13 protein-coding genes are annotated in these 12427 nt (G+C 74.6%); 8 read left to right on the forward strand and 5 right to left on the reverse strand.

Going from position 1 to position 12427, the window contains the following annotated elements; translation table 11 throughout:
* Window positions 1-103: 103 nt before the first annotated feature.
* The gene (locus AB0P35_RS05505) at window positions 104-1684 is read right to left on the reverse strand and encodes a PHB depolymerase family esterase (RefSeq protein ID WP_363506838.1); all 1581 of its coding nucleotides are present in this window, start codon (window positions 1682-1684) and stop codon (window positions 104-106) included.
* Window positions 1685-1900: 216 nt separating this feature from the next.
* Here AB0P35_RS05505 and proC point away from each other — a divergent pair, with 216 nt between their 5' ends.
* The 8 genes from proC to AB0P35_RS05545 all read left to right on the forward strand — a co-directional run bounded on the left by proC (window position 1901) and on the right by AB0P35_RS05545 (window position 9009).
* Window positions 1901-2725: a pyrroline-5-carboxylate reductase gene (gene proC, locus AB0P35_RS05510; RefSeq protein WP_363506841.1), complete on the forward strand. Its 825-nt coding sequence runs from the start codon at window positions 1901-1903 to the stop codon at window positions 2723-2725.
* Window positions 2726-2778: 53 nt separating this feature from the next.
* Window positions 2779-3444: an HAD family hydrolase gene (locus tag AB0P35_RS05515; RefSeq protein ID WP_363506844.1), complete on the forward strand. Its 666-nt coding sequence runs from the start codon at window positions 2779-2781 to the stop codon at window positions 3442-3444.
* Window positions 3445-3565: 121 nt separating this feature from the next.
* Complete coding sequence (locus AB0P35_RS05520) at window positions 3566-4762, forward strand: MFS transporter (protein WP_095874289.1); 1197 nt, start codon at window positions 3566-3568, stop codon at window positions 4760-4762.
* A 42-nt stretch (window positions 4763-4804) separates the two neighbouring features.
* Window positions 4805-6001 (forward strand): acetoin utilization protein AcuC, encoded by a 1197-nt coding sequence (locus AB0P35_RS05525; protein ID WP_095874290.1) that lies wholly within the window; start codon window positions 4805-4807, stop codon window positions 5999-6001.
* 292 nt (window positions 6002-6293) lie between these two features.
* Window positions 6294-6503, forward strand: coding sequence for a helix-turn-helix domain-containing protein (locus AB0P35_RS05530; protein WP_052390398.1), 210 nt, complete (start codon window positions 6294-6296; stop codon window positions 6501-6503).
* Between the two features lie 119 nt (window positions 6504-6622).
* The gene (locus AB0P35_RS05535; protein ID WP_003948845.1) at window positions 6623-6721 is read left to right on the forward strand and encodes an AURKAIP1/COX24 domain-containing protein; all 99 of its coding nucleotides are present in this window, start codon (window positions 6623-6625) and stop codon (window positions 6719-6721) included.
* 219 nt (window positions 6722-6940) lie between these two features.
* Window positions 6941-7999, forward strand: coding sequence for an NAD-dependent epimerase/dehydratase family protein (locus AB0P35_RS05540; protein WP_363506848.1), 1059 nt, complete (start codon window positions 6941-6943; stop codon window positions 7997-7999).
* Complete coding sequence (locus AB0P35_RS05545; RefSeq protein ID WP_363506851.1) at window positions 7996-9009, forward strand: lysophospholipid acyltransferase family protein; 1014 nt, start codon at window positions 7996-7998, stop codon at window positions 9007-9009. The genes AB0P35_RS05540 and AB0P35_RS05545 overlap by 4 nt, the downstream gene beginning before the upstream one ends.
* Window positions 9010-9134: 125 nt before the next feature.
* On the opposite strand, the gene AB0P35_RS05550 is transcribed toward AB0P35_RS05545, so the two are convergent.
* The 4 genes from AB0P35_RS05550 to AB0P35_RS05565 form a co-directional block, all read right to left on the reverse strand.
* Window positions 9135-10328 (reverse strand): DUF5667 domain-containing protein, encoded by a 1194-nt coding sequence (locus AB0P35_RS05550; RefSeq protein ID WP_363506854.1) that lies wholly within the window; start codon window positions 10326-10328, stop codon window positions 9135-9137.
* A gap of 256 nt (window positions 10329-10584) precedes the next feature.
* A complete protein-coding gene (locus AB0P35_RS05555; RefSeq protein WP_363506857.1) occupies window positions 10585-11502 on the reverse strand; it encodes an ECF subfamily RNA polymerase sigma factor, BldN family in 918 nt (305 codons plus the stop codon).
* Window positions 11503-11954: 452 nt separating this feature from the next.
* Entirely contained in the window at window positions 11955-12185 is a 231-nt protein-coding gene (locus tag AB0P35_RS05560; protein ID WP_095874295.1) for a DUF6059 family protein, read from the reverse strand.
* Window positions 12186-12214: 29 nt separating this feature from the next.
* A complete protein-coding gene (locus AB0P35_RS05565; protein WP_095874296.1) occupies window positions 12215-12421 on the reverse strand; it encodes an acyl-CoA carboxylase epsilon subunit in 207 nt (68 codons plus the stop codon).
* Window positions 12422-12427 lie beyond the last annotated feature (6 nt).

Below are 12427 nucleotides of genomic sequence, written 5' to 3' on the forward strand. Positions count from 1 at the left end.
TCGATCCAGTGGCCGGAGCGGAGCAGGTAGAGCCCGCCCGGTCCGGTGCCGAACGCGGCCCGGTACCCGGCCTCCCGACCATGCCCCGGACGCCCGGCCCCGCTCAGCGCGTCCAGTCCACGGTCAGCACCGCACCCGTACCGCGCTGCAGGAAGACGTACCCGGTGGAGGCGAGCGCCTGGTCGAACTGCAGCCTCAGCTGCACCGTCGCCCCGGGCCGGATCGCCGCCAGCCCGGCCGCACCGAACTCGCCCGAGGTCCGGCTGCCCTCGGTGAACCTGGCCACCGTCGCCACCGCGCCCGCGTCCGCCGGGGCAGCCCAGTCGTCCGTGCCGGTGGTGCAGGCCGCACCGAAGCAGCCGCCGCGCACGTCGACGGTCAGCTGCGCCGCCGCCCACGGATCCCCGCTGCCGCTGCCGTAGCCCACGGTCAGCCGGGCGCCGGTGACGGTGGCCCCGGCAGGGACGGCCGAGGTGTCGAAGGAGAGCAGCGCCCGGTTCTGCTTGCCGTCCGTTCCGCGGCCCACCGCGAGGCCCAGGCTGCCGGCCAGCGTGCCGACCACGGGCGAGCCGCCGTCCGCGGCGGCCTTCACATAGCCGTCCGCGGCGGTGTCGTCGGTGAGCTGCGTGCTGCCGGAACCGCCCGTGGGGGACGGCGAGGGCGAGGGGGTCGGGCTGGGGGAGGGGGAGGGCGCCGAGCCGTCCAGGCCCCAGAACCGGCCGATCCGGTAGGACGCGCACAGGTTCACGTCCAGCACGTACGCGCCGGCGGTGCCGCACTGCTCGGCCCCGCTGCCCGGGTCGACCGGCTGGCCGTGGTCCATGCCGGTGATCGAGTACACCTCGACCCGGTCGGCGCCGGAGGCGTCCCGGTACACCTGGTGCGGGTAGCCGGCGACGGTGTCGCTCACCGCGGCCGTCTGGCCGGTGCCGGCCACGTCCGTCCACTGCTTCATCAGCTCGGTCAGGTTGACCGGCTTCACCACCGAGTCCGCCGAGCCCTGCCAGAGCGAGACCTTCGGCCGCGCCCCCGTCCACGACGGGTACGCCTGCCGGACGAGGTCGCCCCACTGCTGCGGGGTCTTCGACGTGCCCATGGTCATGCAGTTCACCGAGGCCTCCACGGCCGTGGTGGCGCAGTGGTACGGCAGGCCGGCGACCACGCCGCCGCCCGCGAACACGTCCGGGTAGTCGGCCAGCAGCGCGGCCGTCATCGCGCCGCCCGCCGACAGGCCCGTGACGTACACCCGGCCCGGGTCGCTGCCGAGGTCGGCGACGGTCTTCGCGACCATCTGGCGGATCGACAGCGCCTCGCCGGAGTCCCGGGCGAAGTCGCCCGGCTGGAACCAGTTGAAGCACTGCGAGGAGTTGTTCGCGGACTGCTGCTGCGGCATCACCACGGCGAAGCCCCAGGCGTCCGCCCAGTGCGTCCAGCCGGCGGCCTCGCCGTACGAGGCGGACTGGGTGCAGCCGTGCAGCGCCACCACCACCGGCCGCCCGGACGGCAGCCCGGCGGGCGCGTAGCGGTACATCAGCAGGTTGCCCGGGTTCGAACCGAAGCCGGTGACCTGGACGGTGCCGGCGGCGCGGGCCGTGCCGTGGCCGAGCCCGAGCACCGCCGCGGCGGCCACGGCGAGCAGCGCGAGCGCCGCCCACCACCGCCTCACCGGAGTGTCGTACGTCATGGGGGACTCCTTGCGGGTGGGGGAGAGCCGACCGTACGGGCGCCCCCGCGCCGCCCGGCACGGTGCGGACGGACACCCCGGGGCCCGCCCGATGGCGGTACGCCCCATTGCAGGCGGCCGGGCCCGCGGCCCCGCTGCCCACGGTTCGGACGCCTCCCCCGCCCCGCCCCCCGCCGGTGCGAGGATGGCCGCAGCACCGTACGAAGGAGCGGCCCCATGCCCAGCAGCGCACCCGGACAGAAGATCGCCTTCCTCGGCACCGGCAAGATCGCCGAGGCCCTGCTCTCCGGTCTGCTGCGGGCCGGCGAGGACCCGGCGGACGTCCTGGTGACGGCCCGCCGCCCCGAGCGCGCCGCCGAACTCGCCGAGCGCTACGGCGTCACCGCCGTCACCAACGCCGAGGCCGCCAAGCTCGCCGACACCCTGATCCTCGCCGTGAAGCCGCAGGACATGGGCACCCTGCTGGAGGAGCTCGCCCCGCACGTCGCCCCCGACCGGCTGGTCGTCTCGGCCGCCGCCGGCATCCCGACCGCCTGGTTCGAGGAGCGACTGGCGGCCGGCACCCCGGTCGTCCGCGTCATGCCCAACACCCCGGTGCTGGTGGACGAGGGCATGAGCGTCATCTCCGGCGGCTCGCACGCCTCCGAGGCCCACCTGGAGCGCACCGAGGCGATCTTCCGCTCGGTCGGCAAGGCGATCCGCCTCCCCGAGTCCCAGCAGGACGCGGCCACCGCGCTCTCCGGCTCCGGCCCGGCCTACTTCTACTTCCTCGTCGAGGCGATGACCGACGCCGGCATCCTGCTCGGCCTGCCCCGGCAGGTCGCCCACGACCTCATCGTGCAGTCCGCGATCGGCGCCTCGGTGATGCTCCGCGACTCCGGCGAACACCCCGTCAAGCTCCGCGAGGCGGTGACCTCCCCGGCCGGCACCACCATCGCCGCCATCCGCGAACTGGAGAACCACGGCGTCCGGGCCGCCCTGCTCGGCGCCCTGGAGGCCGCCCGCGACCGCTCCCGCGAGCTGGCCGGCGGCGGCAAGTAGACCTGATCGGCCCGGCACCGGAGCCCCGGCGCCGGGCCGGTACGCTCGACCGGGTGAGCTACGACCTGGTGATCTTCGACAACGACGGGGTGCTCGTCGACAGCGAGCCCATCTCCAACCGGGTGCTGGCCGAGTACCTCACCGAACTCGGGTACCCGACCACCGTCGAGGACTCCTACCGGGACTACATGGGCTGCGCCGCGCACCGGGTGCACGACGTCATCCTGGAACGGCACGGCGCCCGGCTGCCCGAGGGCTTCGACGACCTCTTCCACGGCCGGGTCTTCGCCGCCTTCGAGGCCGAACTCGGCCCGGTCGCCGGGGCGGAGACCCTGCTCAAGACCCTGCAGCAGTCCGGCGTCCGGTACTGCCTGGCCTCCTCCGCCCACCACTCCTGGATCCGCACCGCGCTCGACCTCACCGGCCTGCGCGGCCACCTCGCCGAGGAGCTGATCTTCAGCGCCCAGGACGTCGGTGTCGGCAAGCCCGCCCCCGACCTCTTCCTGCACGCCGCCCGCACCATGGGTGTGCCGCCCGAGCGCTGCCTCGTCCTGGAGGACAGCCCCAACGGCGTGCTCGCCGCCCGCGCCGCCGGCATGGACGTGTACGGCCACGCCGCGCTCACCGACCCCGCCAGGCTCACCGCGGCCGGGGCCACCGGGCTGTTCACCTCGCTCGCCGAGGTGCCCGCGCTGCTGGAACGCGGCCGCCGGGCCTGAACGCGGGCCCGGCCCGCCGCGCCCGCCCGGAATCCGGTCCCGCCGACCCCCTCCCGCAACGGCCCGCCAGCGCCTACGCTCTCCGCCACCACACGTCGTACCGACCGGTAGCGGGGAGCCCATGGCCGAGACCACCCAGCGGCTGCGGCAGGCCCGCGCGGCGCTCGCGGCGAGCTTCCTGCTGCAGGGCGCCACCTTCGCCCTGCTGGTCAGCTGCATCCCGGAGATCCAGCGCCGGTACGGCCTCGACGACTCGCTGCTGCCGGTCTTCCTCGCCGCCGTGCCGATCCTCGCCGGGGTCGGCTCCATCGCCTCCGAGGCGCTGGTGCGGCGCAGCAGCGCCCGCGCCGTGCTGCGGACGGTGCAGCCCGCCGTCTGCCTCGCCCTCGCCGGGGTCGGTGTCGGCACCGAGCTGTGGCAGCTCGCCCTCGCGCTGGCCGCCTTCGGCCTGCTGGTCGGTGCCCTGGACGCCTCGATGAACATGCTCGGCGTCGGCCTGCAGCACCGCTACGGCCGCAGCATCATGCTCGGCTTCCACGCCGCGTTCAGCCTCGGCGGGATCGCCGGCGCCGCCGTCGCCGGGCTCGGCGCCCACCGCGGGACGCCGCTGAGCGTGCTGTTCGCCGGATCGGCCGCCGTGCTGATCCCCGCCGCGCTGCTGGCCGGCACCCGCTTCGCCGGGCCCGCCGAACTCGGCGACGCCGTCGAACAGGCCGCCCGCGCGGCCGGCCGGGCGGTGCCCTGGCGCCCGCTGCTGCCGCTCTGCCTCGCCATGGCGGTCGCGTACATCGCCGACGCCTCGGTCTCCAACTACAGCGTCAAGTACCTCACCGACACCCTGCACAGCCCCGACGACCTGGCCAAGCTCTCCTACCTCGGCTACATGGTGGCGATGCTGGCCGGCCGCGCCCTCGGCGACCGCGGCGTCCAGCGGTTCGGCGCGGTCGCCGTCGTCCGGGTCGGCGCCGCGACCGCCGCCCTGGGCTTCGCCGCCGCCGCGATCGCCCCCGCGCCCTGGGCCGGCATCGCCGCGTTCACCCTGCTCGGCCTCGGCATCTGCGCGATCATCCCGCAGGTCTTCGCCGCGGGCGGCCGCCTGATGCCCGCCGACTCCGACGCCGCCGTCGCCCGGCTCAACCTGTTCAATTACGTCGGATTCCTGATCGGTTCGCCACTGGTCGGCGCGATCGGCGACGCCGGCTCGTACCGGGCCGCGCTGCTCGCCCCGATGCTGCTGGTGCTGGTGATCCTGCCGCTCGCCGGCCACTTCGCGCCCGCACCGGCCCAGGAGCCCAAGGAGCCCGCCCAGGCGCACTGAACCCCCTGCGTCCAGCCCTGCCCCACCCACTACGGTGGTGGCATGCCCGACGTCGAACGCGACACGCCCTGCGGCCTGCACCTCTTCTGGGACGACGCGGTGACCGCGTACGACTTCGGCCCCGGCCACCCGATGGACCCGACCCGGCTCGCCCTCACCAAGCACCTGGTCGACGCCTTCGGGCTCGGCTCCGGCCCGGGTGTCACCGTCCGATCGGCCCCCGCCGCCGGGGACTCCACGCTCCGCCTGGTGCACACCGCCGAGTACATCGCCGCCGTCCGCCGGGTCGCCGCCGACCCCGGCCTCGTCGACCTGCGGCACGGTCTCGGCACCGACGACAACTGGGCGTTCCCCGGCCTGCACAGCGCCTCCGCGCTGATCGCCGGCCAGTCGGTCGCCGCCGCCGAGGCCCTCTGGCGCGGCGAGGCCCGGCACGCCGTCAACTTCGCCGGCGGGCTGCACCACGCCATGCCCGACCGGGCCTCCGGCTTCTGCGTCTACAACGACCCGGCGCTCGCCGTCGCCCGGCTACTGGAACTCGGGGCCGAACGGGTCGCCTACGTCGACGTCGACGTGCACCACGGCGACGGCGTCCAGCAGGCCTTCTGGAACGACCCGCGGGTGCTCACCGTCTCGCTGCACGAGCACCCGGCGACGCTCTTCCCGGAGACCGGCTGGTCCACCGAGTCCGGCGGCCCGGACGCCCCCGGCAGCGCCGCCAACCTGCCGCTGCCGGCCGGCACCGGCGACGCCGGCTGGCTGCGCGCCTTCCACGCCCTGGTGCCGGAGCTGCTCGCGGCCTTCCGACCCCAGGTCCTGGTCACCCAGCACGGCGCCGACACCCACGTCGAGGACCCACTGGCCCACCTCGCGGTCAGCCTGGACGCCCAGCGCCTCGTCGCCGAGGCCCTGCACGGCCTCGCCCACGAGCACGCCGAGGGCCGCTGGCTCGCCCTCGGCGGAGGCGGCTACGCCGTGGTCGACGTGGTGCCCAGAACCTGGACCCACCTGGTCGCCACCGCCGCCGGCCGCCCCGTCGACCCGACCGCCGAGACCCCCGAGGAGTGGCGTGCCGAGGTCTACCGCCGCACCCGGCAGCAGGCCCCGCTGCGGATGACCGACGGCGCCGACCCGCAGTGGCGGGACTTCCACGACGGCTACGACCCGTCCTCCCGCCTCGACCAGGCGATCCTCGCCGCCCGCCGCGCCGTCTACCCCCACCACGGCCTGCTGCCCTGACCCGCACCCGCGGTCAGCGCCGGCCCCGGCGCCGCAGCCCCGCCCGGCCCGCGCCCCCGCGCGCCGGGCCGGTGCTCCCGAGCGCCCCGCCGCCCCGCACCGGCCGGTCCGCCTGCGCCATACGCCGATCGGCTACGTACTGCAATCGGGGGATGCCGCACCGTACAACAACCGGGCATCCCCCTCTTCCCACTGGTACCACCCATAACTACTCTGGGCATACACGTGTGCCGGTGGAGTCACCGGAGGGGAAGCCGGTGCCTTGCACACGGGTAAGGGTCGGGTGATGGTCATGAGTTCCGGCGAACGCCCCCTGCAGGAAGTCGTCTTCCTGACCGTGGCCGAAGTGGCCTCGGTCATGAGGGTGTCCAAGATGACGGTGTACCGCCTGGTGCACAGCGGTGAACTGCCGGCCATCCGGGTCGGGCGCTCCTTCCGCGTCCCGGAGCAGGCGGTCCACGCGTACCTGAAGGAGTCCTACGTGCGGCTCGAGAGCGCGTAGGCCTGACACGGCAGGGCAGGATTACTGCATACCCCGAGCGGACGGTAGGCTAGGCCCTCCGTCAGTCGTATGGACTCCCGTCTCCCATGGACGGGGTCCGAGTGAGCGAGGGTTGTTCCGTGGGCTCTGTCATCAAGAAGCGTCGCAAGCGTATGGCCAAGAAGAAGCACCGCAAGCTTCTGAAGCGCACTCGCGTGCAGCGTCGCAACAAGAAGTAACCCGCGGCCGGACTCCTTCCCGCTCACGCGGGGGGCCAGCCGCTGCACCGACGGCCGCCTCGCGCGCACCAGGTGTCCGATCTGCCCGCCCGGGCCGTGCCCGGGCGGGCAGTGGTGTCTTCACGCCGGGTGCCGGCGCCGCGCGCGTGGCGCCGGCACGGCCCGGAAACATCGGCACGGTACGGTGCAGTCAGGGCGAACCGAGGAGGCCGCAGCAGCGTGGGCAGGACCGTACTCGTCACCGGTGTGGCCCGGCATCTCGGAGCCCGCTTCGCCGCCGAGGTCGCCCGCGCCCGCGGTGTGGACAAGGTCGTCGGCGTCGACGTCCAGCCGCCCGCCGAGGCCCTGCCGCCGGAGGTCGCCTTCGTCAAGGTCGACCTGCGCCGCCCGGCCGTCGCCCGGGTGATCGCCGACCACGGCGTCGACACCGTCGTCCACCTCAACGTCTCCGCGATGGGCCCCGGCGGCCGGTCCGCCGTCAAGGAGACCAACGTCATCGGCACCATGCAGCTGCTCGGCGCCTGCCAGAAGGCCCCCGGGGTGCGCCGCCTGGTGGTGAAGTCCACCACCGGCGTGTACGGCTCCGCCCCGCGCGACCCGGCCGTCTTCCACGAGCGGATGCAGCCCAAGGAGCTCCCGGCCGGCGGCTTCGCCCGGGACGCCGCCGAGGTCGAGGGGTACGTCCGCGGCTTCGCCCGCCGCCGCCCCGACGTCGCCGTCACCGTGCTGCGCTTCGCCAACATCGTCGGCCCCGCCGGCGACACCCCGCTCTGCGCCTGGTTCACCCTGCCGGTGCTGCCCACCGTGCTCGGCCGCGACCCGCGCCTGCAGTTCGTCCACGAGGACGACGCCGTCGAGGTGCTCCGGCTCGCCGCCCTCGACCCCCGTCCCGGCACGTCCAACACCGGCACCTTCAACGTGGCCGGCGACGGCGTCCTGCTGCTCTCCCAGTGCGCCCGCCGCCTCGGCCGGCCCACCGTGCCGCTGCTGAAGCCCGCCCTCGGCGCCGTCGCCGGACTCGTCCGGCAGACCAGGCTGGCCGACATCTCGCCCGAGCTGATCCAACTGCTCACCCACGGCCGGGTGGTGGACACCACCCAGCTCCGCGAGACCTTCGGCCACACCCCCCGCTTCACCACCGCCGAGGCGTTCGCCGACTTCGTCGCCGCCCAGCGGAGCGGCCTGCTGCCCCCCGAACGGCTCGCCGCCGTCACCGACCGGCTGGCCGCCCTGCTCGGCCAGGACGACCGCCCCACCCAGGAGCCGATGCCGCGATGACCGCAGCCCGCAAGACCGAACCGGCCGAGGCCAAGGTCATCCCGATCGAGTCCGCGCCCAGCTGGCACGCCGACGGCCCGACCGCCGGCGGCTTCGCCGACCGCCTCGCCGGGGCCGTCGGCGGCGCCCTCGCCGGACAGCTCGGCGCCACCGCCACCAAGGTCCTCGGCAAGGGCTGGGAGGACCGCGCGGCGAGCGGCCTGGCCTTCCTGCGGCGCCGGATCACCGGCGACTACGAGGTCGACGAGTTCGGCTTCGACCGGGAGCTCACCGAGGAGGTGCTGCTCTCGCTGCTGCGCCCGCTCGCCGAGAAGTACTTCCGGGTCGAGGTCCTCGGCGTGGAGAACATCCCCGCCGAGGGCGGGGCGCTGATCGTCGCCAACCACTCCGGCACCATCCCGCTGGACGCCCTGATCACCCAGGTCGCCATCCACGACCACCACCCGCACCGCCGGCACCTGCGGATGCTCGCCGCCGACCTGGTCTTCGTCCTGCCCGTCGCCGGCGAACTCGCCCGCAAGGCCGGCCACACCCTCGCCTGCAACGAGGACGCCCAGGCACTGCTGGAGCGCGGCGAAGTGGTCGGGGTCTGGCCGGAGGGCTTCAAGGGCATCGGCAAGCCCTTCTCCGAGCGGTACAAGCTCCAGCGGTTCGGCCGCGGCGGCTTCGTCTCCTCCGCGCTGCGCGCCGGCGTGCCGATCGTGCCCTGCTCGATCGTCGGCGCCGAGGAGACCTACCCGATGATCGGCAACTTCCGCTCGCTCGCCCGGCTGCTCGGCCTGCCCTACGTGCCGATCACGCCGACCTTCCCGTGGCTCGGCCCGCTCGGTGCGATCCCGCTGCCGACCAAGTGGACCATCCAGTTCGGCGAGCCGATCCCGACCGACGGCTACCCGCGAGAGGCCGCGGACGACCCGATGCTCGTCTTCAACCTCGCGGACCAAGTCCGCGAGACCATCCAGCACACCCTGTACAAGCTGCTGGTGCAGCGGCGCTCGGTCTTCTTCTGAGGGCCCTGCTCGGCCGAGCGCACACCTCGACTGAGCGCACACCACGGCCCCCGGGAGTCGGCCCGGACACGCCGCGGCGGCCGTGGGAGCTCGGGAATCCCACGGCCGCCGCGCCGGCGCCGGCCTCAGCCCAACGTGAGACCGGGCAGCAGACCGGGGATCAGCGGCGGGATCGTGATGCCCTGACCGTCCGGTGCCGGGGTCGCCGAACCGGACGGGGCGGGGGAATCGCCCGATCCGGTCGTACCGCCCGTGGCCGGCGCACCGCTCTGCCCGCCGCCGAGGCCGTTGGTGAGACCGTCGACCAGGCCACCGACGCCCTGCGGGGCGGTGGAGGGCACGGCGCCGTTCGGAGCCGTACCGGTGCCGCGCGCCGTCGGCGCGCCCGAACCGCCCTGCGTGGCGCCCTGGCCGGCACCGCCGGACATCTGCCCGTCGCCCGACCCCGTGCCGTGCTGGTCGCCCGTACCGGGCTTCTCCAGGTGCAGGGGCGCGACGTCCTCGCTTATGTCGTCGAACAGCTCGTCGACCTGCTCCGCCTGCGGGCCGAGCTCGCCGGGCAGCCGGTCGTGCAGGCGCGACCAGCGGTCGTCCTGACCCGCGGCGAAGCCGGCGAGCTGGCGCATCGGCGTCAGCGAACCGTTGCTCCGGTACACCGAGCGCAGCAGGTCACGGCCGCGGACGGCCTCGGCGTGCATGTCGTCCAGCGCGCGCCGGACCTGCTCCACGGTGTCGGGGCTCAGCGTGTCCGGCGAGCCGGACCGCTGGAGCAGGCTCTGCGCCTCGTCGAGCCGGGTGGACGCCTGCTCCAGCAACAGGGCACCGCGCTCGGAGTCGGAGCCCGCCCAGTCCAGCCGGAGGCCCTCCAGTCCGCGCTTGACGCCGTAGAGCGCATCGCCCGGCAGCGCGCCGCCGCTGGCCGCCGCGGCACCGGTGAAACCGCCGACCGCGACACCCGCGACCAGACCGCCGATCGCCAGCCGGCGGCCCCAGCGGACACGGCCGGACCGGGCGGCCCGGTGCCCGCGCTGCCGGGGCACCACCGGGGTGCCGCCGCCGGCGAAGGCCTGCTCGAACGCGGCCATCAGCTGCGCCCGTTGGACCGCCTTGGTCTCCGCGGAGAATTCCGGGACGGGCAGTTCGCCGAGGGTGTCCGCGACGGCCAGCAGCTCGGCCATCGCGGTGGATCCGGCGCGGTGGGCACCGCCCGGTGTGCTTCCGTCGGAGCCGCCCCCGCCGGGTGAGTTGTCCGTCCGGTGGGCCTCCAATGCCTCGGCGAAGGCCTTCGCCCGCCGGTGCTCCAGCACGTTTGCCGTCACGGGCCGCACCTCCCTTCGTCGTTGTCGACACCGTGGCCTGCCGGATGGTTGTCTCGGCGGGCCGAAACCACACCATCGGGTGATGCGGCCGGATCTTGCTTGACCGCGGGCCCGTTGATGGTTTCCAGGCTGGCCAACGAGCGGTGCCGGGAGTCGGTTACGCACGACTGATCATGTGACCGCGCATTCACTCGCCCGTGTCCGCGCACGGGCTCGGGTGACGGTCCGTCGGATGTCGCTGCCACGGCCGGTCGGCTCACCGCGCGTCCGGGGGCAGCAGGCGGGCCAGGGTGCGCACCGCCCGGTACTGCAGGGTCTTGATGGCACCCTCGTTCTTGCCCATGATCCGCGCCGTCTCGGCGACCGAGAGACCCTGCAGGAAGCGGAGGTTGACGCACTCCTGCTGCTGCGGGTTGAGCCGCTTCACGGCGTCCCGCAGGGACGCGTTGGCCAGCGACTCGAGGACCGACTCCTCCGGGCTGCGCTCGCACTCGTTGGAGTCCAGCATCTCGCCGGTGGTGACCTCCAGCCGGAACCGGCTGGACTTGAAGTGGTCGGCCACCAGGTTGCGCGCGATGGTCACCAGCCAGGCGCCGAAGTCCCGCCCCTGCCAGGTGAAGGTGCCGATCCGGCGGAGCGCGCGCAGGAAGGTCTCGCTGGTGAGGTCCTCGGCGGTGGCCCGGCTGCTGACCCGGTAGTAGATGTACCGGTAGACCGTGTCCGCGTACTGGTCGTAGAGCCGGCCGAAGGCCTCGCTCTCGCCGGCCTGCGCACGCTCGACCAGCTCCATGACCGGGTTGTGCTCGGTGCCGGTGCCGGTGCCGGTGCCGGTGCCGCGGTCCGTCCGGGGGCGGCTGCGGGCCGGGGCGCCGATGCCGCGGCGGGTGTCGGTCGTGGTGCCGGTGCCGGCACCTGTGCCTGTGCCGGTCGTGGTGCCGGTGCCGCTGGTGGCGGTGGAGCGCAGCAGCGCACCGGGGCCGGCCGGGCGGGCGGCGGGGACGGTGCGCGGGCCAGGCGCGACGGGGGCGCCGGCGACGGCGAGCACGGGCTGGGGCGTGAGCACCTGGAACTCGTGGATGGCGGCCCACAGCCGGTCCAGCCGGGCGCCGGTGCGCAGGATGGCGGTCGACGGGCGGGAGGTGGCGGGCGCGTCGTTCCGGACGGGTGGGTACACGGGACTCCCAGAGGCAGAACTGTGGACGGGTCACCTCCGCCTGCGCGGAGAGCACGCCCCCTGCCCCCGCCGGGGGACACGCAGGTGCCGTGCATCCAGGAGAGAATAACGCTTTGTGCAATGACGGCTACACCCTGTGGCGGAACTGGTCGTTTGAGATCCGGTTGCCGCGTATATTCAGCCGCTACTGATCGTCGGTGGCCGGTCCGGGCGCGCTCCGCGCGATCGAATGTCGACGCGGTGTGACCGATTCGAGTGAGGGGCGGGCGCTTTCCCTGCCGCGCGACCCGGTAACCCACAACTTTCCCCAGTCGCCGAACGATCGGATCCGGTCAACACCGAAGCCGGGCCGATCCGGTGGCGTCCGCCCGAGTTCGCCCGTACGTGTGAGGGGTCGGGCGGCCACAGGTGGACGGTCCGCCGGCCCGCCCGCCGCGGACCGTCGGGGCCCCTCACCAGGCGTCGTTCAACTCGGCCCAGGCCCGGCGCTCCTCGCGGCTCAGCCGGACGGCGCCCCGCCGGTCGGGGTGCCCGGGCGGCGGCCCGGCCGGTGCGGCGGCCGGCGCCGGGGCGGTGTCCTGCCCGGGCAGCCAGCCGGCGTGCGAGGTCGGGCCGAAGAACAGCCCCAGCCACCCCAGCGCGACGGCCGTGCGGTGCAGCGCCACCCGCAGGTTCTCCCACACCCCTTGCTCCTCTCCTCGGTGACGGCGGTTCAGGCGGCGGTGCGCCAGCTGAACGGTGAGACGTACGACAGGCGGCGGCGACCGAGGCGCCGGCGGCGGGCGCCCGGGTGGTGCGGGCGGGCCCGGGGCGCGGCGGCGGCCGCCCGGGCGAGCAGCACGGCGGTCAGGGCGGCCAGTTCCTCGGCGGTCGGCGAGCCGCGCTCGACGCGGATCAGGGGCGGGCGGTCGTCGGTCATCGCGTC

This window comes from Kitasatospora sp. NPDC085879 (assembly GCF_040686255.1).
In the GTDB taxonomy this organism is placed as follows: domain Bacteria; phylum Actinomycetota; class Actinomycetes; order Streptomycetales; family Streptomycetaceae; genus Kitasatospora.

Bases quoted from the DNA above. Each gene is read 5' to 3' on its own strand.
- AB0P35_RS05505 (WP_363506838.1), bottom strand. From the start codon at position 1,684: ATGACGTACGACACTCCGGTGAGGCGGTGGTGGGCGGCGCTCGCGCTG.
- proC (WP_363506841.1), top strand. From the start codon at position 1,901: ATGCCCAGCAGCGCACCCGGACAGAAGATCGCCTTCCTCGGCACCGGC.
- AB0P35_RS05520 (WP_095874289.1), top strand. From the start codon at position 3,566: ATGGCCGAGACCACCCAGCGGCTGCGGCAGGCCCGCGCGGCGCTCGCG.
- AB0P35_RS05525 (WP_095874290.1), top strand. From the start codon at position 4,805: ATGCCCGACGTCGAACGCGACACGCCCTGCGGCCTGCACCTCTTCTGG.
- AB0P35_RS05530 (WP_052390398.1), top strand. From the start codon at position 6,294: ATGAGTTCCGGCGAACGCCCCCTGCAGGAAGTCGTCTTCCTGACCGTG.
- AB0P35_RS05545 (WP_363506851.1), top strand. From the start codon at position 7,996: ATGACCGCAGCCCGCAAGACCGAACCGGCCGAGGCCAAGGTCATCCCG.
- AB0P35_RS05565 (WP_095874296.1), bottom strand. From the start codon at position 12,421: ATGACCGACGACCGCCCGCCCCTGATCCGCGTCGAGCGCGGCTCGCCG.